The organism is Cellulomonas sp. Root485, from assembly GCF_001426705.1.
GTDB lineage: Bacteria > Actinomycetota > Actinomycetes > Actinomycetales > Cellulomonadaceae > Cellulomonas.
Window position 1 is genome coordinate 1739158 of the sequence record NZ_LMFC01000001.1, and the last position, 21757, is coordinate 1760914.

22 protein-coding genes and 1 riboswitch are annotated in these 21757 nt (G+C 73.3%); of the genes, 4 read left to right on the forward strand and 18 right to left on the reverse strand.

The annotated features are described in order from the left end of the window. Window positions 1-5: 5 nt before the first annotated feature. The 13 genes from ASD16_RS07925 to ASD16_RS07985 form a co-directional block, all read right to left on the reverse strand. Complete coding sequence (locus tag ASD16_RS07925) at window positions 6-1196, reverse strand: LLM class flavin-dependent oxidoreductase (protein WP_055915092.1); 1191 nt, start codon at window positions 1194-1196, stop codon at window positions 6-8. 19 nt (window positions 1197-1215) lie between these two features. Next, complete coding sequence (gene solA / locus ASD16_RS07930; RefSeq protein WP_055915095.1) at window positions 1216-2358, reverse strand: N-methyl-L-tryptophan oxidase; 1143 nt, start codon at window positions 2356-2358, stop codon at window positions 1216-1218. Between the two features lie 96 nt (window positions 2359-2454). Beyond that, the gene (locus ASD16_RS07935; RefSeq protein WP_055915895.1) at window positions 2455-3468 is read right to left on the reverse strand and encodes an ABC transporter substrate-binding protein; all 1014 of its coding nucleotides are present in this window, start codon (window positions 3466-3468) and stop codon (window positions 2455-2457) included. Between the two features lie 26 nt (window positions 3469-3494). Further along, entirely contained in the window at window positions 3495-4259 is a 765-nt protein-coding gene (locus ASD16_RS07940) for an amino acid ABC transporter ATP-binding protein (RefSeq protein ID WP_055915097.1), read from the reverse strand. Next, on the reverse strand, window positions 4256-5299 hold the full coding sequence (locus ASD16_RS07945) for an amino acid ABC transporter permease (RefSeq protein ID WP_369817947.1): 1044 nt from the start codon (window positions 5297-5299) through the stop codon (window positions 4256-4258). Before ASD16_RS07945 ends, ASD16_RS07940 begins: the two co-directional genes overlap by 4 nt. A gap of 2 nt (window positions 5300-5301) precedes the next feature. Beyond that, complete coding sequence (locus ASD16_RS07950; protein WP_200942879.1) at window positions 5302-5871, reverse strand: GNAT family N-acetyltransferase; 570 nt, start codon at window positions 5869-5871, stop codon at window positions 5302-5304. Further along, window positions 5868-6698, reverse strand: coding sequence for a DUF1684 domain-containing protein (locus tag ASD16_RS07955; RefSeq protein WP_055915100.1), 831 nt, complete (start codon window positions 6696-6698; stop codon window positions 5868-5870). Before ASD16_RS07955 ends, ASD16_RS07950 begins: the two co-directional genes overlap by 4 nt. Then, a complete protein-coding gene (locus tag ASD16_RS07960; protein ID WP_055915103.1) occupies window positions 6695-8341 on the reverse strand; it encodes an ABC transporter ATP-binding protein in 1647 nt (548 codons plus the stop codon). The genes ASD16_RS07955 and ASD16_RS07960 overlap by 4 nt, the downstream gene beginning before the upstream one ends. Continuing rightward, window positions 8338-9222 carry an ABC transporter permease gene (locus ASD16_RS07965; RefSeq protein WP_082570651.1) on the reverse strand — a complete coding sequence of 295 codons (885 nt, stop codon included), beginning with the start codon at window positions 9220-9222 and terminating at the stop codon, window positions 8338-8340. The genes ASD16_RS07960 and ASD16_RS07965 overlap by 4 nt, the downstream gene beginning before the upstream one ends. 17 nt (window positions 9223-9239) lie before the next feature. After that, complete coding sequence (locus tag ASD16_RS07970) at window positions 9240-10187, reverse strand: ABC transporter permease (RefSeq protein ID WP_055915106.1); 948 nt, start codon at window positions 10185-10187, stop codon at window positions 9240-9242. Beyond that, window positions 10184-11827, reverse strand: coding sequence for an ABC transporter substrate-binding protein (locus ASD16_RS07975; RefSeq protein ID WP_055915109.1), 1644 nt, complete (start codon window positions 11825-11827; stop codon window positions 10184-10186). Before ASD16_RS07975 ends, ASD16_RS07970 begins: the two co-directional genes overlap by 4 nt. 38 nt (window positions 11828-11865) lie before the next feature. Further along, the gene (locus ASD16_RS07980) at window positions 11866-13260 is read right to left on the reverse strand and encodes an NtaA/DmoA family FMN-dependent monooxygenase (RefSeq protein WP_055915112.1); all 1395 of its coding nucleotides are present in this window, start codon (window positions 13258-13260) and stop codon (window positions 11866-11868) included. 8 nt (window positions 13261-13268) lie between these two features. After that, window positions 13269-14426 carry an LLM class flavin-dependent oxidoreductase gene (locus ASD16_RS07985; protein ID WP_157453819.1) on the reverse strand — a complete coding sequence of 386 codons (1158 nt, stop codon included), beginning with the start codon at window positions 14424-14426 and terminating at the stop codon, window positions 13269-13271. Window positions 14427-14697: 271 nt separating this feature from the next. Further along, a riboswitch (SAM riboswitch) is annotated at window positions 14698-14817 on the reverse strand. 112 nt (window positions 14818-14929) lie between these two features. On the opposite strand from ASD16_RS07985, the gene ASD16_RS07990 reads away from it, so the two are divergent. Continuing rightward, complete coding sequence (locus tag ASD16_RS07990; protein ID WP_055915903.1) at window positions 14930-15439, forward strand: GNAT family N-acetyltransferase; 510 nt, start codon at window positions 14930-14932, stop codon at window positions 15437-15439. On the opposite strand, the gene ASD16_RS07995 is transcribed toward ASD16_RS07990, so the two are convergent. From ASD16_RS07995 to ASD16_RS08015, 5 genes are all read right to left on the reverse strand, one after another. Then, a complete protein-coding gene (locus ASD16_RS07995) occupies window positions 15384-16124 on the reverse strand; it encodes a glycosyltransferase family 2 protein (RefSeq protein ID WP_055915118.1) in 741 nt (246 codons plus the stop codon). The two genes, ASD16_RS07990 and ASD16_RS07995, sit on opposite strands and share 56 nt — an antisense overlap. Next, complete coding sequence (locus ASD16_RS08000; RefSeq protein ID WP_235523165.1) at window positions 16121-16645, reverse strand: hypothetical protein; 525 nt, start codon at window positions 16643-16645, stop codon at window positions 16121-16123. Before ASD16_RS08000 ends, ASD16_RS07995 begins: the two co-directional genes overlap by 4 nt. Window positions 16646-16656: 11 nt before the next feature. Then, the gene (locus ASD16_RS08005; RefSeq protein ID WP_055915124.1) at window positions 16657-16866 is read right to left on the reverse strand and encodes a CDGSH iron-sulfur domain-containing protein; all 210 of its coding nucleotides are present in this window, start codon (window positions 16864-16866) and stop codon (window positions 16657-16659) included. Continuing rightward, window positions 16863-17879 carry an iron-containing redox enzyme family protein gene (locus tag ASD16_RS08010; RefSeq protein WP_055915127.1) on the reverse strand — a complete coding sequence of 339 codons (1017 nt, stop codon included), beginning with the start codon at window positions 17877-17879 and terminating at the stop codon, window positions 16863-16865. Before ASD16_RS08010 ends, ASD16_RS08005 begins: the two co-directional genes overlap by 4 nt. Window positions 17880-17976: 97 nt before the next feature. Beyond that, a complete protein-coding gene (locus tag ASD16_RS08015; protein ID WP_055915130.1) occupies window positions 17977-18477 on the reverse strand; it encodes a metallophosphoesterase in 501 nt (166 codons plus the stop codon). A 450-nt stretch (window positions 18478-18927) separates the two neighbouring features. Between ASD16_RS08015 and ASD16_RS08020 the strand changes: the two genes are divergently transcribed. From ASD16_RS08020 to ASD16_RS08030, 3 genes are all read left to right on the forward strand, one after another. Further along, window positions 18928-20040: an ABC transporter substrate-binding protein gene (locus ASD16_RS08020; RefSeq protein WP_055915132.1), complete on the forward strand. Its 1113-nt coding sequence runs from the start codon at window positions 18928-18930 to the stop codon at window positions 20038-20040. A gap of 62 nt (window positions 20041-20102) precedes the next feature. Beyond that, the gene (locus ASD16_RS08025; protein WP_235523210.1) at window positions 20103-20828 is read left to right on the forward strand and encodes an ABC transporter ATP-binding protein; all 726 of its coding nucleotides are present in this window, start codon (window positions 20103-20105) and stop codon (window positions 20826-20828) included. Further along, a complete protein-coding gene (locus ASD16_RS08030) occupies window positions 20818-21717 on the forward strand; it encodes an ABC transporter permease (RefSeq protein WP_055915138.1) in 900 nt (299 codons plus the stop codon). The genes ASD16_RS08025 and ASD16_RS08030 overlap by 11 nt, the downstream gene beginning before the upstream one ends. Window positions 21718-21757 lie beyond the last annotated feature (40 nt).

Below are 21757 nucleotides of genomic sequence, written 5' to 3' on the forward strand. Positions count from 1 at the left end.
GGGGGTCAGGCGCCCGAGGGCACCAGGTCGTGGGCGTCGGCAGACGCGTCGGCAGCTGCGGCGTCGGACACGTCGGCGTGCAGGCCCCAGGCGGAGGCGAGCAGCTCGAACGAGCGCACGCGGTCGCGGGGGTCGTGGGTCTCGGTGGTGATGAGCAGCTCGTCGGCCCCGGTCACGCGCTGCAGGGTGGCGAGGCGGGACGTGACCTCGTCCGGGGTGCCGACGATCCGGGAGTCGACCCGGTCGCGCAGCACGTCCTGGTCGGCGGCGCTGCGCTGCTCCCACGGCATCGTCGTGCCGGGCTCCGGGTAGGCGATCGCCCCCTGCGCGCCGCGGCGGATCGAGAGCACCCACTCGGCGAACGGGTCCGCGAGGTGCCGCGCCTGCTCGGACGTCTCGGCGGCCAGCACGTCGGCGGAGACGACGACGTACGGCTCGGCCAGCACCCCCGGCCGGAACGCCGCGCGGTAGGCGTCGACCGTGCCGAGCACGGTCGACGGGCTGACGTGGTAGTTCGCCGCGAGCGGCAGACCGAGGGCACCGGCGACGCGAGCGCTCTCGCCGCCGCTGGACGCCAGCACCCACAGGTCGAACGCCGCCCCCGCGACGGCCGGGCTCACGTAGGCGTGCCCGGCGCTGTCGACGTAGTCGTCGGCGAGCAGGCCGAGGACCAGCTCGAGCTCGGCGCGGAAGTCCTGGCCGGTGCGGCTGGCGCCGATGACCTCCTTCTGCGCGAGGAGGCGCGCCCGCAGGGACGAGTCCGTGAAGTCGATCGGCGGTGTGCCCGGCACGTGCAGGCCGTCGACGTCGCGCGCCTGTGTGGGCGGTGGGGCGACGAACCCCTCGGGCGGCGGCGTGAACGCGCGACCGAGACCGAGGTCGACCCGTCCCGGGTGCAGCGCGGCGATCGTGCCGAACTGCTCGGCGGCGATCAGGGGGCTCGTCGTCCCCAGCAGCACGGCCCCCGACCCCACCCGCAGGCGCCGGGTGCGCTCGGCCGTCAGGGCCGCGAGCACCGCGGGCGACGCCGATGCCACGCCGGGCGCGAGGTGGTGCTCCGCGAACCACAGCCGGCGGTACCCGAGCCGGTCGGCCGCGACGGCGAGGTCGAGGGTCGCGCGCAGGGCGTCGGCGCCGGTCTGGCCGACTCCGACGGTCGCCAGCTCGAGGATGGACAGGGGCACGTTCGTGGTCATGGAGGCTCCGGGGTGAGGGTCAGGGTGAGGCCGGCAGGGCCGCGAACCGGGCGGCCGCGAAGGCCGCGTGCGCCGAGCAGGCGGGATCGGACGCGAGGTCGGCGAGCACGCGTCCGAGGGCCGGCGCGAACTTGAAGCCGTGCCCCGAGAACCCGGCCGCGACGACGACGCGTCCGCGGCGGTCGAGGACGAAGTCGTGGTCCGGCGTCGTGGTGTACGTGCAGGAGATCGGAACGAGGTGGTCGGGGTCGGCACCCGGCACCCACTGCGCCACGTAGTCGCGCAGCTGCCGCAGCTGGTGCGGCTCCGGCGTGAAGGACCTCCGGTCGGGGTCGGTGCGGGGGCCGACGGCGTGGAAGCCCACCTTGATCCCCTCGCCGGGGGTCGCCAGGCCGTACGTGCCGCTGGGCCACGGGTGCGGGGCGGGCGGGTCGTGGGTGAAGGACGGCCACAGGTCGACGGGGGGTGCGTCCGGGCGCAGCGCGAAGTGCGCAGGCTGCTCCTGCGTCACCACCAGCCGGTCGGCCAGCTCGGGGAACCCGGGCAGCAGGCGGGACGTCCAGGCACCGACCGCCACGACGGCGTTCGTCCCGTGCCAGGTGCCGGTGTCCGTGACCACCCGCACGCCGTCACCGGTCTGCTCGACCGCGCGCACGGGTGTCTCGTGCAGCACCCGCGCACCGGCCGCGGTGGCGGCCTGGAGGAACGCCTCGACCGCGCGGTCGGCGTGCAGTCGTCCCGCGGTGCTCGTCTCGTGCAGGACGTCACCCTCGAACGCGAGGCCCGGCCAGCGCGCGTGCGCGTCGGCGGCGGACAGCCACTCGTGCGGGATGCCCCGTTCGACGAACGCGTCCGCCACCTCCCGTGACGCCAGCGAGCCCTGGCTCACCCCGCCGGTGATCGTCAGCAGCTCCCCGGCCTCGGGCGTCTCGTCCTCGAGCACCCGCCACAGGTCGAACGCCTCCTGCACCAGGTCGAGGTACTCCGCCCGCGCGTAGGTGTTCCGGTAGATCCGGGATGCACCGTGCGAGGCACCCTGCGTGTGCCCGCGGCCGAACCGTTCCAGCAGGACGACCTGCCGCCCGCGCCGGGCCAGCTGCCACGCGGTCGCGGCCCCCATGACCCCGCCACCGACGACGACGTGGTCCACGTGCTCGCTCATCTGCTCCTCCTCCGCCTGTGGGTCGGCCGGCTGGGCGACCCCCGTCCACCCAGCCGGCCGTGTGAGGCGACTCCCCAAGCCGCCTCGTCTGTGGGGTCAGTCTGTCTTCGGCAGACCGGGCGGGTTGGTCTCGGACGTCGCGATCGCCTCGTCCTGCAGGCCCCACCGCTCCAGCACCTCGGCGTAGGTGCCGTCCTCGAACGCGTGGTTGAGCGCCGCGGTGATCGCCGGTGCCAGCCCGTTGCCCTTGAGGGTGCCGACGGCGATCTGCGCGGTCGCGGGCCAGCCGCCGTTGAGCGTGCCGATCACCTTGAAGTCCTCCGGGGACACCGCGGCCTTGTAGGCGGCGGTCGCGTTCGGGCCGAACGAGACGTCGATGCGGCCCGACTGCAGCGCGAGGATCGTGTCGCCGTCGTTCTCGAAGTACTCGACCTTCGCCGCCTCGAGCCCGGCCGCCTGGTTCTCCTCGTCCCAGGCGAGCAGGATCTTCTCCTGGTTGGTGCCCGAGCCCACCGCGACGGTCAGGCCGGCGATGTCCTTCGGCTCGGAGATCTCCGTCAGGTCGTCGTTGTCGGCGCGCACGAGCCAGCCCAGCTGGTCGTTGCGGTACGAGGAGAAGTCGTAGAGCTCCTTGCGCTCCTCGGTGACCGTCACGTTCGAGATGACCGCGTCCACGGCTCCGGACTGCACGGCGAGCGGCCAGTCGGCCCACGCCTTGACCTCGTGCTTCAGCTCCAGACCGAGCGCGTCGGCCACCAGCTGGGCGATGTCGGTCTCGTTGCCGATGGGCGTCTTCTCGTCGTCGGCCAGGAACGCCAGGGGCGCCACGTACGCGCTCACGGCGACCGTGAGCGTGCCCTTCTCCTTGACCTCCGGGGGCAGCAGCGCGATGGCCTCGGCCGACTCGGTCGTGTGGACGCGGTCCTGGTCCGCTGTGGTGTTGACGGTGAGCCCGGCTGCCTGCGCAGCCTCCTGGAGGTCACCGCCACCGGGCTCGGCCTCGGCGCTCGAGGAGCAGGCCGCGAGACCCGCGAGCAGGGGGATCAGGACGAGCGCGGCGAGCAGCCGGGTGCGGGACGAGCGAGTGGAACGGTGCGATGGAGCGGACATCATCTTCTCTCTTCGGGGTGGAATGGTCAGAGGACCTTGTCGAGGAACGCGCGGGTGCGCGCGTGCTGGGGGTGGTCGAGCACCTGCGCGGGAGGGCCCTGCTCGACGATCCGGCCGCCGTCCATGAACACGACCGTGTCGGCCAGCTCGCGGGCGAAGCCGATCTCGTGCGTGACGACGACGAGCGTCGTGCCGCTGTGTGCGAGGTCCTTGATGACGTCGAGGACCTCGCCCACGAGCTCCGGGTCGAGCGCGGAGGTCGGCTCGTCGAACAGGAGCACCTCGGGCTGGGTGGCGAGAGCGCGGGCGATGGCGACGCGCTGCTGCTGGCCGCCGGACAGCTGTCGCGGCCGGGCGTCGGCCTTGTCGGACAGCCCGACGCGCTCCAGCAGCACGCGCGCCTCCGCCTCGACCTCGCGCCGCGGGCGGCCCTGGGCGTGGACCGGCGCCTCGACGAGGTTCTCCAGCACGGTCAGGTGCGGGAACAGGTTGAAGCTCTGGAACACGAAGCCGATGCGGGTGCGCTGCCGCAGCACGTCCTTCTCGCGCAGCTCGCGCAGCGTGTCGCCACGGCGCTCGTAGCCGACGACCTCGCCGCCGACCGCCACGAACCCGCGGTCCACGCGCTCGAGGTGGTTGATGACGCGCAGCAGGGTCGACTTGCCGGAGCCCGACGGTCCGATGACGACCGTGACCTCTCCCGGCTGGACGACGAGGTCGATGCCGGCGAGCACCTCGAGCGTGCCGTACGACTTGTGCACGCCGTGCACCTCGACCAGGCCCGCGCTCATCGGTCGCCCCCCGTCCGGAACAGGTGGCCGGCACCGAGCGTCGAGCGCACCGCGTAGCTGGGCGGGACGCTCGCCGGCAGCGGGCGCCCGGACACCTTGCTCGCGGCGGCGAGCACCGACCAGCGCAGGCGCTGCACGGGCGTCGGGGGCAGCGTGCGCAGGGCGCCCTTCGCGTAGTGCCGCTCCAGGTAGTACTGCCCGACGGTCAGCACCGTGGTGATGATCAGGTACCAGATCGCCGCGACCATGAGCAGCGGGACGACCTTGAGGTTGCGGCCGTAGATCACGCCGACCGTGTAGAACAGCTCGCCGTACGCCAGCACGTAGACCACCGACGTGCCCTTGACCAGGCCGATGATCTCGTTGATGGAGGTCGGCACGATGGTCCGCATGGCCTGCGGGAGCACGATGCGCAGCTGCTGGCGGGAGCGCGGGATGCCGAGCGCGGCGGCGGCCTCGTGCTGGCCCTGGTCGACGCCGAGGATCCCGGCGCGCACGATCTCGGCCGAGTACGCCGCCTGCGAGAGCCCGAGGCCGAGCACCGCGGCGCCGAACTTCCCGACGATCGACAGGGTGTCCACCTCGGTGAACGCCGGGCCGAACGGGATGCCGAACGAGATCTCCGGGTAGAGGTAGGCGAGGTTGTACCAGAGCAGCAGCTGCAGGATCAGCGGCACCGACCGGAACACCCACGTGTAGCCCCAGGCGACGCTGCGCAGCAGGGGTGAACGCGACAGCCGCATGAGGGCGAGCACGGTACCGAGCCCGAACCCGATGACCGCGGCGGCGAACGTCAGGCGCAGCGTCCCCCACAGTCCCGTGAGCACCGACGGCCACGTCAGGTACTGCGTGACCACCGACCACTGCCACCGGTCGTTGGTCACCAGAGAGCTGACGACCATCGCGAGCAGCACCGCGACGACAGCGGTGGCCAGCCAGCGACCCGGGTGCCTGCTCGGGACGACGCGCAGGCCGGCGAGCGTCGCCGCGTCGGTCTGCGCCGGCGGCGGCGCCAGGACGCGGGACTCGTCCTGCACGATGCTCACGAGTCCACCTCCAGCCACTTCTCGAACGGGAGCGGCCCGGTCGCCTCGGCGGCGGGGTCGAACAGCGGCGTGTAGCCGGCGCGCAGGTACAGGCCGACGGCCTCCGGCTGCCGCGGCCCGGTGGTCAGGTACAGCCGCGGGTAGCCGAGCTCCGACGCGCGCTGCTCCAGCTCGGCGACGACGCGTGCGGCCAGGCCACGGCGGCGGTGCGCGTGATGGGTCCAGATCCGCTTGAGCTCCGCGGTGGGAACGGTCGGGAGACCGGCATCGTCGCGCCCCTCGCTGCGCGGGCGACGGTCGGCGTCACCCAGCTCGGGCTCGACGCGACGGCGAAACGCGCCGCCGGCCACCGGCTCACCGTCCTCGAGCAGCAGGACCAGCGCGCCGTCGGGCTCCGCGAACTCGGCCGCCGGGTAGTGCTCCAGCTCGTCCCGGATCTGCTCGACGGCCAGGATGCCCTCGTACCGGGAGGCGTACTCGTACGCCAGCTCGTCCAGCAGCGGGCGCACGAGCGGGTCGGCGAGGTCCGTCCAGCGGATCGTCAGGGTGGTGGTCGTCGCGGTCACGACGCGCTCCCGCGGGGGTCGCGCTCGCCGGCGGTCACCGCGAACGGCAGGTGGTTGCCCTCGACGGGCGCCGGGCACGTCCCGAAGTCGCTGAACGCGTACGGCAGGTTGAGGGTGCGGTTGAGGTCGATCCGCAGCGTGCCGGCGGTGCGGTCGGCCACGTCGACGGTGACCACGCGCCACGGGGCCAGGTCCTGCGCCTCGTCGCTGAACAGGACGGTGACCTGCCCCGGCTGGTGACCATTCGACAGCCGCAGGGTGTGCCGCACCCCGTCGCGCTCGACGTCGATCTCCCCGACGAGACGGACGTGGTGCACGAGGCCGTGCTGCGCCGCTCCGACCGTCGCCACGACGGGCTCGTCGTACCAGCGCACGGGCACGTCGACGACCCAGGACGGGTCGTACGGGTGCGTCGGGACGCCGTCGAAGCCCGTGCGCGCCGCGGCACGCGGGTCGCGCACCCGCAGGTACAGCCGGCCGGTGCGCCGGACCAGCTCGACGACCAGGCGGTCCTCGTCGTCGCGGTCAGCCGGCACGTACGCCGCCACCAGCGTCGACAGGCCCTCCCCGACCGTCCGGCGCCAGCTCCCCACAAGCAGCTCACGCGACTGCGGGTCCGTCACCGCGTCCGCCGCGTCGGTCTCCACCAGCGCATCGGCGCCGTCGGTCGACCACTGACCCGGGAACCCCGGGATCGACCGCGGCGTCGCGGTCAGCGCGTACAGGCCGACGAGGCTGAGCCAGCCGTGCGGCTGGCGCAGGGCCTCCTCGCGGTCGCTGCGCCAGCGCAGCAGGTCGGCGGTCGGGTCGATGGCGAGCGTGGTCATCGGGTGCTCCTCTCGAGCGGTCGATCGGCTGGGTCGGCGCGGTGGCCGGGGATCGCCCCGACCAGCTCGGCGGTGTACGGGTCCTGCGGCTGGTCGAAGACGTCGGCGGTCGGCCCGACCTCCACCAGCCGGCCGTCGTGCAGCACCCCGACCCGGTCGGCCACCTGCCGCACGACGGCGAGGTCGTGCGAGATGAACAGGTACGTCAGGCCACGGTCGCGGCGCAGCCGATCGAGCAGCGCGAGGATCTGGGCCTGGACCGACACGTCCAGTGCGCTCGTCGGCTCGTCGAGCACCAGGAGGTCCGGCTCGAGCGCGAGAGCGCGCGCGATCGCCACCCGCTGCCGCTGACCGCCCGACAGCTCACCCGGACGCCGCGTGGCGAAGGCGGCACCGAGGGCGACCTGCTCGAGCAGCTCGACCACGCGGTCTCGCCGCTGGGAACGGGAGCCCACGCGGTGCGACCGCAGGGGCTCGTCGATGATCTTCGCGACCGTGAACCGGGGGTCCAGCGACGCGAACGGGTTCTGGTGCACCAGCTGCGACCGGCGCCGGAGCAGTGCCCGACCGGCCGGGTCGGTGACGGGAGCGCCGTCGAGCAGCACCGCGCCGGAGTCCGGCGTCGTCAGCTGCAGCACCAGCCGCGCGACGGTCGACTTGCCCGAGCCGGACTCGCCCACCAGGCCGAACGCTCCCCCACGCGCCACCGAGAAGCTCACGTCGTCGACGGCCTGGACGGTGCGGCCGGCGTGGCCGGGCAGGCGGAACGTCTTGCTGACCGACAGGACGTCGAGCAGGGGCGACTCCCCCACGGTCGGCGCCGGCGGAGGAACCCGCTCGCGCACCGCGAGCTGCGGAGCGGCCGCCAGCAGGGACCGCGTGTACGGGTGGCGGGGTGCGCCGAGCACCTGCGCCGTGAGTCCTTCCTCGACGATCTCGCCGTCCTTCATCACGACGACCCGGTCGGCGCGGTCGGCCGCCACGGCGAGGTCGTGCGTGATGAACAGGACCGCCGAGCCGGTGCGCGACGTGAGGTCGTCGAGCAGGTCGAGGACCCGGCGCTGCACGGTGACGTCGAGCGCGCTGGTGGGCTCGTCGGCGATCACCAGAGCCGGCTCCAGGGCGAGCGCGATGCCGATGAGCACGCGCTGCCGCATGCCGCCTGACAGCTCGTGCGGGTACTGGCGGGCGCGCGCCTCGGGGTCGCTCAGCCCGACGGACCGCAGGATCTCGACCGCCTGCTGCGCAGCGGCAGCCCGGCGCACGCGGCCGTGGATGCGCAGCACCTCCGCCACCTGGTCGCCGATCCGGGTCACGGGGTTGAGCGCGATGCCCGGGTCCTGCGGCACCAGCCCGATCCGCGCGCCGCGCACCTGCTGCCACGCCTTGTCGGTCAGACCGACCAGCTCGCCGCCGTGCAGCCGGACGCTGCCGCCGACGACCCGACCGCCACCGGGCAGCAGACCGACCACCGCGTGCGCGGTCGTGGACTTGCCGGAGCCGGACTCGCCGACGAGCGCGACGACCTCGCCGGCGTGCACGTCGAAGCTCACGCCGCGCACGGCCTGGACGCTCTCACCCCGACCCTCGTACTCGACGACGAGGTCGCGCACCTGCAGGACGGGGGCTGTCTGGGCGCTCATCGGTGCGCCCTCCCTTCGAGGAGGCGACCGAGCCGGTTGGCGGCCAGCACCAGGGCGGCGATGACGAGACCGGGCAGGGTGGTGAACCACCAGGCCACGGAGAGGTAGTTGCGCCCCTCGGCCACGAGCGAGCCCCACTCGGGGGTGGGCGGCACGGCACCGAAACCGAGGAAGCTCAGCGACGACACGGCCAGCACGATCACCCCGAGCTGCACGGTGGCGAGCACGAGGATCGGGGCTGCCGCGTTGGGCAGCACGTGCCGCGCGAGCACCGCCGACCGGCGCGCCCCGGCGAGGACTGCCGCCTCGACGTAGGTCGTCGTCCGCACCCGCAGGACCTCGGAGCGCATGACGCGGGCGAACGTCGCGACCTCCGCGACCCCGACGGCGATCGCGACCTTGAGCGTGCCGAACCCGAGCGCGGTGACGACCGCGAGCGAGAGCAGGAGGCCGGGGATCGCCAGGAGCACGTCGGTGGTCCGCATGAGCACGGCGTCGACCGCTCCGCCGAGGTAGCCGGCGACGAGCCCGACCAGCGCACCCACGGCGAGCCCCAGACCGAGCGCGAGCAGTGCGGCCTGCAGCGAGAGGCCGGTGCCGTGCACGGTGCGGGCGTACAGGTCGCGGCCCAGGTTGTCGGTGCCGAACCAGTGCTCCGCGCTCGGTGCGCTCAGCTTCTCGGCCGGCACGCCCACGAGCGGGTCCGCCGCGGTGAACAGGCCCGGCACGAGCGCCCAGCCGAGAATGACGAGGACGACGGCGACCGACGCGAGTACGCCGGGGGTCGCGAAGGGGTGGCGTCGGCGGCGGCCCGGGACCGGTCGTGCGACCACCACGCTGGGTGCCGTGACGGCGGCCGGAGCCTGCGAGACGAGTGTCATGACGGTTCCTTCCCTGGTCAGGCCGTGGCCGGGGTACGGGCGATGCGCGGGTCGAGCGCCGGATAGGCGAGGTCGACGACGAGGTTGACGACGACGAACACGAGCGCGCCCACGACCACGACGCCCTGCACGACGGGGATGTCCTGCGTGCGGACGGCCTTCTCCACCAGCCCGCCGAACCCGGCGCGCGAGAACACCGTCTCGACCACCACGGCACCGGCCAGCAGGTTGCCGACGGCGATCCCGAGCAGCGTCAGCGCCGGCAGGGCCGCGTTGCGGGTGACGTGCCGCCACTGCACCCGACCCCGGCTGGCGCCCTTGGCCAGCGCCGTCTCCACGTACGGCGCGTCCCACGCGGTCCGCATGGACCGGGCCAGGACCTGCGCGATGACGGCGGACAGCGGGATGGCGAGCGTGACCGCCGGCAGCACCAGGCTGCCGAAGCCCTGGTTGCCGACCGCCGGGAACAGCGGGAGCCGGAACGAGAACAGCTGCAGGAGCAGCAGACCGATCCAGAACGTCGGCATCGAGACGCCCAGCGGAGGCAGCGCGAGCAGCGCACCGCGCAGGCGGGTGGACCGCGACCAGGACGAGACCGCCGCGATCGTGCCCCCGAGCAGCAGCGCGATCCCCAGAGCGAAGCTGGTCAGAGCGAGCGTCTGCGGGAACGCGTCGGCGAGCAGCTGCGACACGGGAGCCCCGGAGGTCACCGACACCCCCAGGTCACCGGTGACCGCCCGCCCGAGCAGCACCAGGTACTGCTCGAGCGGCGGGCGGTCGAACCCGTAGCGGGCGCTCAGCTCGGCCACCTGCGCCGGGTCGACGGTGCCGCCGGGGTTGGCCGCGTCGAGCATGATGCTCACCGGGTCGCTGGGCAGCAGGTACAGCACCGCGAACGAGACCGTGAACGCCGCCCAGAGCACCAGGACCGCGGCGCCGAGCCGGCGCAGGACGTAGGCCGTCACTGGTCGGCACCGATCCAGGCGTCGTGGAACAGCAGCCGGGACGACGCGTCGAACGCGAGGCCGTGCACGTCCGCGCCGACGCCGATGGACTGCGCGAGCTCGAACAGCGGGATCGCGTAGCCGTCCTCGAGGATCGTGCGCTGCGCGGTGGCCAGGTCGTCGTCGCGCTTCGCCGCGTCACCCTGCGCCAGCTGGGCGTCGAGCAGGGGGTCCAGGACGGTGTCCGCCGGCCGCTTGTTGATGTTGCGGAACTTCGACGAGAACTGGGTGCGCAGGATGTCGCCGTCGGCCCGCGTGACGTTGTAGTAGTACGTGTCGTAGTCGCCGGCCGTGAGAGCCGCCTGCTGCTCGGCGGGCGTCTGCTGGCGCACCTGGAGGTCGACGCCGACGGCCTTGAGCTGCTGCTGCGTGAGCTCGAGCACGGCCTGGCTGCCCGTGAACAGCGGCGCGTAGACGACGTCGAACGACAGCTTCTCGCCGCCCTTCTCCCGGATCCCGTCCGCACCGAGCGTCCAGCCGGCGTCGTCGAGCGCGTCCGCGGCCCCGTCCTGGTCGAACGCGAGCTCGTCGGACAGGTCCACGTAGCCCGGCGTCGTGCTGGCCAGGACGCTCGTCGCGGGCTTGAACGCCTCGCTCAGCACCGTGTCGACGAGCTCCTGGCGGTTGATCGCCACCTGCACGGCCGCCCGCACGTCGGGGTCGGCCAGCGGACCGGCGCTCACGTTCGGCTGGAGCACGAACGCGACGCCCGGGTTGGTGCGCGTCAGCACCGCACCGCCCGACCCCTCGACCTGCGGCACGTCCTGCGGCAGCACGTCGCCCACGGCGTCGAACTGGTCGGAGGCCAGCCCGCCGGACCGCACCCCCGACTCGGGCACGATCGAGAAGTCGATCTGGTCGAGGTACGCCTCACCGGGGTTCTCGGAGACCTCCGACGGCCATGCGTACCCGTCGCGGCGCACGATCGTCGCGCCCTGGTCCTGCGTGTACTCCTCCAGCTCGAACGGTCCCGAGCCGACGATCTCGCCCTGGAGACGCGCCGCCGGGTCCGTCGTGGCGGTCGCGTCGGACAGGATCGCCAGCGACACGGTCGAGGTCGCCTGCAGGAACTGCGCGTTGGGCGTCGCGAAGGCAACGGTGACGGTGTGCTCGTCGTCGACGGTCGTCCCCTGGTAGCCCGAGAGGTAGGACCCGGCCAGCGGTGCCGTCGCGGCGAGGGGGCCGACCAGGGCGTCGAAGTTCGCCTTGACCGTGGTCGCGGTCAGCGGCGTGCCGTCCGAGAACGTCACGTCGTCGCGCAGGTGGAAGGTGAACTGCGTCAGGTCGTCGCTGACGTCCCAGCTCTGCGCGAGCCACGGGACGATCTCGCCGGTCTCGGGGTCCTGGTCGGTCAGCGAGTCCGCCAGCTGGCGGGCGATGTAGATGCTGACGTTCGAGCCGACCTGCTGCGGGTCCACCCCGCTGGGCGAGGCGCCGAGCGCGAACCGCAACGTGCCACCGGGGGTCGCCGTCTCTGCGTCCGCAGTCGCCGAGGCGGACGAGCCGGCGGCGGGCGAACCGGAGCTGCACGCGGTGAGCAGGAGGCCGGGGACGACGAGCGTGGTCAGGAGGACGGAACGGGCACGGGTCGAGCGGAGCATGACAGGGGGTTCCTTCGTTCAGGGGTGGGTGGGGCTGGTCAGCCGACGAGGGCGCGGTCGGCCTGCGAACGGGTGGCGCGGGGCGCCGGGCGGTTCAGGCCGAGGTGGTCGCGCAGGGTCGGACCCGAGTACTCGGTCCGGAACGAGCCGCGCTCCTGGAGCAGCGGGACGACCTGGTCGAACACGTCGTCCAGACCCGTGGGGGTCAGGTGCGGGACGAGGATGAAGCCGTCGGACGCGTCCTCCTGGACGTGCCGGTCGATGGCGTCGGCGACCTGGGTGGCGGTGCCCACGAACCCGCCGCGGGAGGTCACCTCGATGACGAGCTGCCGGATCGACCACCCGTTCGCGTCGGCCTGCTCGCGCCATGCGGCGGCGATGGTGCGCGGGTCCTTGACGTGCCGAACCCGACCGCGGGTGATGTCGAGGTTCTCGACATCGGGCTCGATCCGCGGCAGCGGCCCCTCGGGATCGTGGTCCGTGAGGTCCCGGCCCCAGACCTGCTCGAGGAACGCGATCGCGGTGGGACCCGGAACCTGCTGGAGCCGGATCTCGCGGGAGCGCTCGGCCGCCTCCTGCGCAGTCGCGCCGAGCACGACCGTGGTCGCGGGGAGGATCAGGAGCTGGTCCGGGGTCCGGCGGTGTGCGGCGAGGCGGCCCTTCACGTCGGCGAAGAACGCCTGACCCGCCTCGAACGTCGAGTGCGCCGAGAAGACCACGTCCGCGGTGGCGGCGGCGAAGTCCCGGCCGTCGGCGGAATCGCCTGCCTGGAACAGCACGGGGTGACCCTGCGGTCCGCGCGGCGTGGTGAACTCGCCGCGCACCTGGAAGTGCGGACCCTCGTGGCGGACGTCGCGCACCGACCCCGGCCGCACGAACTGCCCGGTGCTCGCGTGGGCGACCACCGCGTCGTCGTCCCAGGAGTCCCAGAGCGCCCGGGCGACCGAGACCAGCTCCGCGGCCCGCTCGTAGCGCTGCTCGTAGGGCAGGAACCCGCCGCGGCGGAAGTTCTCCCCCGTGAACGCGTCCGAGCTGGTCACCAGGTTCCACGCGGCGCGGCCGCCGGACAGGATGTCGAGCGTCGCGAACTGGCGAGCCAGCTCCCACGGCTCGTTGAAGGTGGTGTTGATCGTGCCGGCGAGGCCGATCCGGTCGGTGACCGCGGCCAGCGCCGCGAGCACGGGCAGGGTGTCGGGCCGGCCCACGACGTCGAGGTCGTGGATCTGTCCCTTGTGCTCGCGCAGGCGCAGGCCCTCGGCGAGGAAGAAGAAGTCGAACCGGGCTGCCTCGGCGCGACGGGCGAGGTGCTCGAACGACGCGAAGTCGATCTGGCTGCCGGAGCGGGGGTCGCTCCAGACGGTCGTGTTGTTGACGCCGGGGAAGTGCGCGCCGAGGTGGACCTGCTTGCGGGGGACCTTGCGGGGGAGAGTCATCGCGCGGCTCAGGCGATCGCGGCGTAGCGGTTGGCCGGGTGGACGAGGCCCAGCTGGTCGCGCAGCGTGGGGCCGTTGTAGTGCTCGCGGAACGCCCGCGCGGTGCGCAGCATCGGGACGACCCCGTCGACGAGCGCGTCGAGGTCGGTGTGCAGCGAGGAGGGCCGCACGACGAACCCGTCCACGGCGCCGATCTCCCACCAGGCCAGGAGCGTGTCGGCCAGCTCGCGCGCCGTGCCGACGTGCGTGAGCGAGTCGGTGTCCCAGCGGACACCCTCGAGCTCGGTGAGCAGGTCGAGGCGAGCACGGGCGCTGGCCTGGTCCGGGCCCGTCACGACGAACGCGTCCACGAGGACGCGCAGGTCACCGGGCTCGCGGCCGGCCGCCGCGGCAGCGGCACGCAGCCGGAGCCGCAGGTCGAGCGCCTCCTCGCGGCTGGTCGCGCTGATCCGGACCACGTCGGCGTGCCGGGCAGCGAGACCGAACGACTCGTCGGAGCCGACCCGCACCACGATCGGCGGCTGCCCCTGCGGAGGCCGCGGGGTGATGGACGGACCCTTCACGGCGAAGTGCACCCCGTCGTGCTCGACGTAGTGGAGCTTGGCGCGGTCGACGTACCGGTGCGTCGCCTGGTCGCGGATCTCGGCGTCGTCCTCCCAGCTGTCCCAGAGCGCCGACACGACCTCGACGGCCTCCTCGGCCTCGGCCACGGCAGCCGCCTCGGACAGTGCTGCCCCGCGACCGAAGTGGTTCGCGTCCTGCTCGTCCGCCGACCAGCCCAGCTGCCACCCGGCACGCCCGCCGCTGACGTGGTCGATCGTCGCGATCGCCTTCGAGACGTGGAACGGCTCGGTGTGCGTCGTCGCGACGGTCGGCACCAGGCCGATTCCGCGGGACCGCGGCGCCAGCCGCGCCGCGACCAGGGCGGCGTCGAGACGGCCCCGCAGGGTGGTGGACCGGGTGGGCTGCAACGAGAACGAGTCGTCGATCACGACGAGGTCGAGGGTGCCGCGCTGGGCGGTGTCGACCAGGTGCTGGAGGCGCTCGGCGTCGAAGAGGCGCTGCGCCTGGGAGCCGTGCGTCCGCCACGCGGCGGGGTGGGCGCCGGCGTCGCTGAGGTCGACGCCGAGGTGCAGGGGGCGGGGAGAAGACGTGGGGCGTGCCATGGGGAGTCCGTTCATGAGGCGCGGAGGCGCGCCGCGCGCGGCGGCGCGGCGGTCGGTGCGTGCGGGAGCGAGCGTCCGAGACGGCAGCGCCGTCGGGTCGGTGGCTCGTCAGGGGCCGGTCAGGCGGAGAGGGGCGTCAGCAGCAACAGGTGCTGAGCGCGCCGGAACCGGCGCCGGGACAGCACGAGGACAGGCGAGGGAGGCCGCCGGGAACCGAAGCGGGCTGTCCGTCCGTGCTCATCGTGCTTCCCTTCGTGCCCGCCGGGCGGGCGCTGCGTCGTTGTCGGGCACGAGCGGGTGCTCGTGCAGGACCAGGTCGTCACCCGGGGCACCCCACACGCAGGAGGGTTGCCATCCAACGAGCCGGGGCTTGTCGCTGGAATTCATGACCTAACAGGTCGGGAAAGTAGAGTTAGATCGCGGACGAGTCAATACCCCGAGGCAATAGTCCAGATGATGGGACGCGGCGTCCCGTCAGGTGATGGAACGATGAGCACGTGTCCCTGACGATCACCATCGACGACCCGACCGCGCCCGACGTGCTGGCACTGCTCGGCGAGCACCTTGCCGACATGTACGCGACCTCCCCCGCCGAGTCCGTGCACGCCCTCGACCCGTCGGCGCTCGCGGCGCCCGGCATCACGTTCTGGACCGCCCGCGACGCCGGGGGCGCGCTGCTCGGGTGCGCGGCGCTCAAGGAGCTCGGACCGGCGGACGGCGAGCTCAAGTCGATGCGGACCACGAGCGCGGCACGCGGGCATGGGGTCGGCACCGCCCTGCTCGCGCACGTGCTCGCCACCGCGGCGGCCCGCGGCCTCCGCACGGTGCACCTGGAGACGGGCACCCAGGACTACTTCGCCCCCGCCCGCCGCCTGTACGAGCGGGCCGGGTTCGTCGCGTGCCCGCCCTTCGGCGACTACGTCCTCGACCCGCACAGCGTCTTCTACCGGTTGTCGCTCATCGCGCCAGACGTACCCGCCACCGGTCCCAGGGCGGCGCAACCCGCCAGTTGAGGCGCAGGGTCCGCCACGCCCGATCGAGCCGGCGCACCCGCTGGGAGTGCCCACGCAACGACCGCGCGGACACCCCCACCCGCAGCAACGGGTCGAACCGGATCCGACGCCCGGGTCCGAGGGCGAACGCGAGGTCGAGGTCGTCGTGCACCTCCGCGTCGTCCCGGCTCACGAGGGTGCGGACCGCGAGCCACGCGTCCCGGCGCATCGCCATCGACGACCCCCACAGCGCGGTGTGGCCCAGGGCGAGGTGTGCCAGGACGTAGTAGGTGCCCAGGTAGGCGCCCGAGACCCCGGCCCGCAGGACCACCGGGAGGTCGAAGAACTGACCCGAGCCGGTCACGGCGTCGAGCCGCGGGTCTGCCTGCATCGAGGCGACGATGCGCTCCACCCACCGCGCGTCCGGTCGGGAGTCGGCGTCGAGCCGAGCGATCACGTCGCTGCGAGCGTTGTCGTACCCGGTGGCTGCCGCGGCGGGGATGCCGATGCGTGCCTCTGGGACCACCCGCGCTCCCCACGCCGCAGCGACCGCCGCGGTGTCGTCCGTCGAGCCGTTGTCGACGACCAGCACCTCGGACGGTGCGACCGTCTGGTGACGGAGCCGCGCGAGGCACTCCGCGAGCGCGACCGCGTCGTCACGGGCAGGGATGACCACCGAGACGGTGAGCGGCTCGACGCCGTTCACGCGCGCCGGCCCACGACGGCTGCAGCGACGACGCTGCCGGCGAGTCCCGCGGCGAGGTCACCCATCGTGTCCGGGTACCCCACCTGGATCCTCCGGTCGAGCCACGCGTTCCCGGCCCACTCCCCGAGCTCCCAGAGAACCGCCAGCACCGCACCGAGCCCGACCACGAGGAGGGCGAGCTCCGACCGCGGGCGGTCGCGTCCGACGACCCCCCAGAACTGCAGTGCCTCCACGCCCAGCACGGCGATCAGGCCCGTCGCGACCGCGTGCACGACGACGTCCAGCCAGCTCACCGCCACGTACCAGTCGAGCTGGGCAGCCCAGGCGGCGAACAGGATCGTGCTGCAGTACGCGACGTCGAGCGCCGTCGAGGCGCTGATCACGCGGGGCACCATCGCCCCGCCCAGCACGAGCAGGAAGAGGGCTGTCGCGACGGGGCCGGACCACCAGGTGCCGACGACGACGCTGACGAGCGCGAGGACGCGGACGACGTCGCCCGGCACGAAGGCCGCTGTCTGCACGGACGCAGTTCTCATGAGGGGGTGACGAATCCGATCGCCTTGTGGCTCCCGTCGCAGAACGGCGCGATGGCCGACGTGCCGCACCGGCACAGCGCGACGGTCCGTCGGCGCCGCTCGATGGGGTTGCCGTCGCTGTCGACCAGCTCCACGTCCCCGCGCACGAGGAGCGGGCCGTTCGGGCACGCCTCGATCGTCGCCGGCTGGGGCGCGTGGCCGGTCATGCCGCACGCAGCGAGGACGTGCCGGCCGACCAGGCGTCCAGCAGGTGCCGGCCGACGAGCTCGTCGAGGTACAGGCAGGCCGCGGCGCCGAAGAGGATGTCGCCGACGAGCTCGGGCTCCTGCTCCGCGAGCCGTCCGGCCAGGTCCCGACCCGCGATCTGCTCGTGCACGGCATCGGCCTCCACGTGCTCGTCGAAGTAGTCGGTGGTCCCCGCGTCGTGCCCGAGCCGCCGGAACCCGTCCCCGTACAGCCGGTTCGGCAGCGACGACGTCATCTCGAAGGCCGCGAGGTGGCCCGCGATCGCTCCCCGCCACCGGCGGTGCAGCCCGAACAGCGACATGAGGTTGAGCGCGGCGATCGTGACGGCCGGCAGCCGGTCCACGTAGTACCCGTACTCGTCGACGAGCCCTGCCCCGCGCATCGTGCGGGCGAACAGCGCGCTGTGCATGCGGTCCGGCCGGCCACCGCCGTACTCGTCGGCCTGCACCTCGACCAGCGCCGCCTTGGGCGCCCCGGACAGCCGCGGGACCGCCCACGTATGGGGGTCGGCCTCCATGAGGGTGTAGAGCGACCGGTGGATGAGGAACTCCTCCGCCTGCGTCGCGTCCGCCGACCTGCTGACGTAGCGGGCGACACTCGGTCCCGGTGCGGGCGCGGTCATCGCGAAGAGCGCTGCCGCGACGGCTTCACGCTCGGCGGCCGTCGCTGTCGGGGCGGGTACCTGGTGGCGGAGCGCCGCCTCGAACGCGTTCTCCAGCACGCGCCGCAGCCGGAGCAGGTCGGGATCCCACTCCCACGCGTCGTCCACGCCCTCGAACCCGCGGTAGTGCAGCGCGTAGAGCGTCCAGAGCGTCAGCTGGACGTCGTCGTCCGTCACCGGGTCGGCGACCGTCGCGGCGTCGCGCCACCGGCTGAGCACCGCGTCGTCGACGTCGTCCGTGTCGCGCGGCGGATGCACGAGCAGGTCGGTCAGGGACGCCCCGAGGGGTCCCCGTGGTGCGGGAAGCTTCATCGTCGAGATCCGTCCTGGTGCGTGCACCCGCCCGGTTCTGGAGCAAGCCTCGGCACCACGTTCGCACGGCCCGCCTGATGCGCAACCGGAGGTCGGGTCAGGTGCGGGTCAGGCGGTGCACCGTGACGTCGTCCAGCCGTCCATCGGCCACGGTCGCCGTCATGTAGGTCGCGAAGGGCTGGCGGCGTCGGTCCGTGGGCGAACCCGGGTTGAGCAGCCGCAGCCCGTGCGGCGTGACCGTGTCCCACGGGATGTGGCTGTGCCCGAACACGAGCACGTCCAGGTCGGGGTGCTCGGCGTCGCACCTGCGCTCCCGGCCGGTGGCGGGTCCCGTCTCGTGCACGACGCCCAGCCGCAGACCGTCCAGCTCGACCCGGTCCACCAGGGGCAGGCGTGCGCGCAGACGCGGTCCGTCGTTGTTGCCGTAGCACGCGACGAGGCGGCGGGACCGCTCGGCCAGCACGTCGAGAAGGGCCTCCGAGACCCAGTCGCCCGCGTGGACGACGACCTCCGCGGCGTCGACCGCCGCCCACACCTCCGCAGGTAGGTCGCGGGCGCGGCGCGGGAGGTGCGTGTCCGCCAGCAGGACGAGTCGCACGGGTCCTCCTCGTGGTCGGTGCATCCGACCGTAGGCGCCGCGCAGTGCGTGGGCACGTCGGGTTTAGTCTCGTATTCCGACCTGCGTTGTCCACATTTAGAGACGGTCCTGTCGCAGACGCTCTCCGACGGCCATCCTCATCTCATGCAGACCCGCCGCGCCGCCTCGACGTGTTGTCACGTCCTCACGGCTTCCGCGCGCCCCTGCTGTCCGCGGAACGTCTGAACGCGGCACTGTCCCCCGGCCGCGCGTCCGACGCCCGGCCCTCGTCGATCCCCACGACGACTCGGTGCGACGCGCGTGCCCTCCACCCCCGTCCCCCGCGGAGGACTCACCCTCATGGCGCCCAGCCGGCCCCACGTTGCTCAGCCCGCGCGCACCGAGCCTGCGCGGCGATGTCGTCCCTGACGACCGCCCGCCCACTCGACCCGCGACCCCCAAGGACCTGACATGACCGCCCGTCCCGCCCGTCTGACCGCCGCCCTCGTCGCCGCCGGCCTCCTCGCCTCCCTCGCCGCGTGCTCCTCATCCGCGGCCGAGGAGCCGGCTGCCGACTCCAGCGCCGACGCGTCGGCCGCACCGGCCGAGCTCGCGGAGGCCCCGGAGCTCCGTCTCGGCTACTTCGCCAACCTGACGCACGCCGTCGCCCTCGTCGGTGTCGACGACGGCACCTACCAGGAGGCGCTGGGCGACACCACGCTCACCACCTCGATCTTCAACGCGGGCCCGGCCGCGGTCGAGGCGCTCTTCGGCGGCGCGATCGACGCGACGTTCATCGGCCCCAACCCGGCCATCAACGCGTTCGCGCAGTCGAACGGCGAGGCGGTCCGCATCGTCTCCGGTGCGACCTCCGGTGGTGCGCAGCTGGTCGTCCGCGAGGGCATCGACTCCCCCGAGGACCTCGTCGGCACCACGCTGGCGACCCCGCAGCTGGGCAACACGCAGGACGTCGCGCTGCGCGCCTGGCTCGCGGACGAAGGGCTGGAGACGTCGCTCACCGGCGGCGCCAGTGACGTGACCATCACGCCGCAGGAGAACTCCCAGACCCTCGACCTGTTCAAGGCCGGACAGCTGGACGGTGCGTGGCTGCCGGAGCCGTGGGCGTCGCGGCTCGTGGTCGACGCGGGCGCGCACGTGCTGCTCGACGAGAAGGAGCTGTGGCCCGACGGGGACTTCGTCACCACGCACCTGATCGTGGCCACGGAGTACCTGTCCAAGTACCCCGGCACGGTCAAGAAGCTGCTCGAGGCCGAGTACGCGACGTCCGAGTGGATCGCGGCGAACCCCGACGAGGCCAAGACCCTGTCGAACACCGTGATCGAGAAGCTCAGCGGCAAGCCGCTGTCCGCCGAGGTGCTGGACCGGGCGTGGGGCAACCTGCGGATCACGCTCGACCCGATCGCGTCCAGCCTCCAGACGTCCGCCGACCACGCCGTGGCCGCCGGGACCTCCAAGGAGACCGACCTGCAGGGCATCTACGACCTGACCCTGCTCAACGAGGTGCTCGCCGAGAACGACCAGGAGCCGGTCTCCGACGGCGGCCTCGGGGCGTCGGGCAAGTGACCACCACCGTGACGGCGGTCGGCGGCCAGGGCTCCACGGCCCCGGCCGCCGTCGCGGCGCGCCTGACCGGGGTGACGCACCACTTCGGTGAGGCCTCGCGACCCCCGGTGCTCGACCGCATCGACCTGACCGTGGCGCCCGGCGAGTTCGTCTGCCTGCTCGGGGCGTCGGGCTGCGGCAAGTCGACGCTGCTGTCCCTGGTCGCGGGGCTGGACAAGCCCGTCGCCGGCACCGTCGAGGTGCCGGGCGGCCGGCCGGCGCTCATGTTCCAGGAGCCCGCGCTGTACCCGTGGCTCACGGCTGCGGGGAACGTCGAGCTCGCGCTGCGGCTGCGGGGGGTCGCCCGCGCGGAGCGGCGCGACGAGGCCCAGCGCCTGCTCGCGCTCGTCCGGCTGGAGGGTGCCGGACCCAAGCGGGTCCACGAGCTGTCGGGCGGTATGCGGCAGCGCGTCGCCCTGGCCCGGGCGCTGGCCCAGGAGGGTGACCTCCTGCTCATGGACGAGCCGTTCGCGGCTCTCGACGCCATCACGCGTGACGTCCTGCACGAGGAGCTCACGCGCATCTGGACGGAGACCGGCCGCGCCGTCATCTTCGTCACGCACAACGTCCGCGAGGCGGTGCGGCTCGGGCAGCGCGTCGTCCTGCTGTCGTCGCGGCCCGGACGCGTCGCCCGCGAGTGGGCGGTGGACATCCCCCAGCCACGCCGCATCGAAGACCCCGCGGTGTCCCGGCTCAGCGCCGAGATCACCGAGGACCTGCGACAGGAGATCGCCCGCCATGGCCACTGACACGACAGCGCCACCCACGCGCAGGACCACGGACGACGACCTCGCCGCGGGGCTGGACGCGCTCGAGACACCGGTCGCCGCACCCCGCGGCTCCGCCTGGCAGTCGGCGTGGCGGGCGGTCTGGCCCGTGCTCGCCGCTCTCGGCGCCCTGCTCGTCGTGTGGCAGGTCGCCTACCTGCTCGAGCTCAAGCCGCCGTACGCGCTGCCCAGCCCGGCGGACACGTGGCAGACCCTCCTCGGGACCATCCAGGACGGCTCGGCGTGGCGCGCGGTCTCCCTCAGCGTGCAGCGCGCGGCGGTCGGCTTCTCGATGTCGGTCGTCGTCGGCGTCGCGATCGGGATCGCGCTCGCCGCCTCCCCTCTGCTGCGCCGCGCGTTCGGCCCCATCATCACCGGCCTGCAGTCGCTGCCGTCGGTCGCCTGGGTGCCGGCCGCGATCATCTGGTTCCAGCTCACCGACGCCACGATGTACGCGGTCATCCTGCTCGGCGCGGTGCCGTCGATCGTCAACGGGCTGCTCGCCGGGACCGACCAGGTGCCGCCGCTGTACCTGCGCGTCGGCCAGGTGCTCGGTGCCACGGGGTGGACGCGGATCCGGTTCGTGCTGCTGCCCGCCGCGCTGCCCGGGTTCCTCGGCGGGCTCAAGCAGGGCTGGGCGTTCGCGTGGCGCTCGCTCATGGCCGCCGAGCTCATCGTCCAGACGGGGCTCGGCACCGGGCTGGGCCAGATCCTCGACCTCGGGCGGGTCACCAGCGACATGTCGCTGGTCATCGCGTCGATCGGTCTCATCTTCCTGGTGGGCATCGTCATCGAGCTCGTCGTCTTCGCGCCGCTGGAGCGTCACGTCCTGCACTCCCGCGGGCTCACCGGGCAGGCGTCGACCCGGTAGCCGCCGAACGGAGCCATGACGAGCGTGCGAGGGCAACGAC

Excerpts from the sequence above, each read along its gene's own strand:
- ASD16_RS07925 (WP_055915092.1), bottom strand. The coding sequence starts at position 1,196 with ATGACCACGAACGTGCCCCTGTCCATCCTCGAGCTGGCGACCGTCGGA.
- solA (WP_055915095.1), bottom strand. The coding sequence starts at position 2,358 with ATGAGCGAGCACGTGGACCACGTCGTCGTCGGTGGCGGGGTCATGGGG.
- ASD16_RS07935 (WP_055915895.1), bottom strand. The coding sequence starts at position 3,468 with ATGTCCGCTCCATCGCACCGTTCCACTCGCTCGTCCCGCACCCGGCTG.
- ASD16_RS07940 (WP_055915097.1), bottom strand. The coding sequence starts at position 4,259 with ATGAGCGCGGGCCTGGTCGAGGTGCACGGCGTGCACAAGTCGTACGGC.
- ASD16_RS07955 (WP_055915100.1), bottom strand. The coding sequence starts at position 6,698 with ATGACCACGCTCGCCATCGACCCGACCGCCGACCTGCTGCGCTGGCGC.
- ASD16_RS07960 (WP_055915103.1), bottom strand. The coding sequence starts at position 8,341 with ATGAGCGCCCAGACAGCCCCCGTCCTGCAGGTGCGCGACCTCGTCGTC.
- ASD16_RS07965 (WP_082570651.1), bottom strand. The coding sequence starts at position 9,222 with ATGACACTCGTCTCGCAGGCTCCGGCCGCCGTCACGGCACCCAGCGTG.
- ASD16_RS07975 (WP_055915109.1), bottom strand. The coding sequence starts at position 11,827 with ATGCTCCGCTCGACCCGTGCCCGTTCCGTCCTCCTGACCACGCTCGTC.
- ASD16_RS07980 (WP_055915112.1), bottom strand. The coding sequence starts at position 13,260 with ATGACTCTCCCCCGCAAGGTCCCCCGCAAGCAGGTCCACCTCGGCGCG.
- ASD16_RS07985 (WP_157453819.1), bottom strand. The coding sequence starts at position 14,426 with ATGGCACGCCCCACGTCTTCTCCCCGCCCCCTGCACCTCGGCGTCGAC.
- ASD16_RS08005 (WP_055915124.1), bottom strand. The coding sequence starts at position 16,866 with ATGACCGGCCACGCGCCCCAGCCGGCGACGATCGAGGCGTGCCCGAAC.
- ASD16_RS08010 (WP_055915127.1), bottom strand. The coding sequence starts at position 17,879 with ATGAAGCTTCCCGCACCACGGGGACCCCTCGGGGCGTCCCTGACCGAC.
- ASD16_RS08020 (WP_055915132.1), top strand. The coding sequence starts at position 18,928 with ATGACCGCCCGTCCCGCCCGTCTGACCGCCGCCCTCGTCGCCGCCGGC.
- ASD16_RS08030 (WP_055915138.1), top strand. The coding sequence starts at position 20,818 with ATGGCCACTGACACGACAGCGCCACCCACGCGCAGGACCACGGACGAC.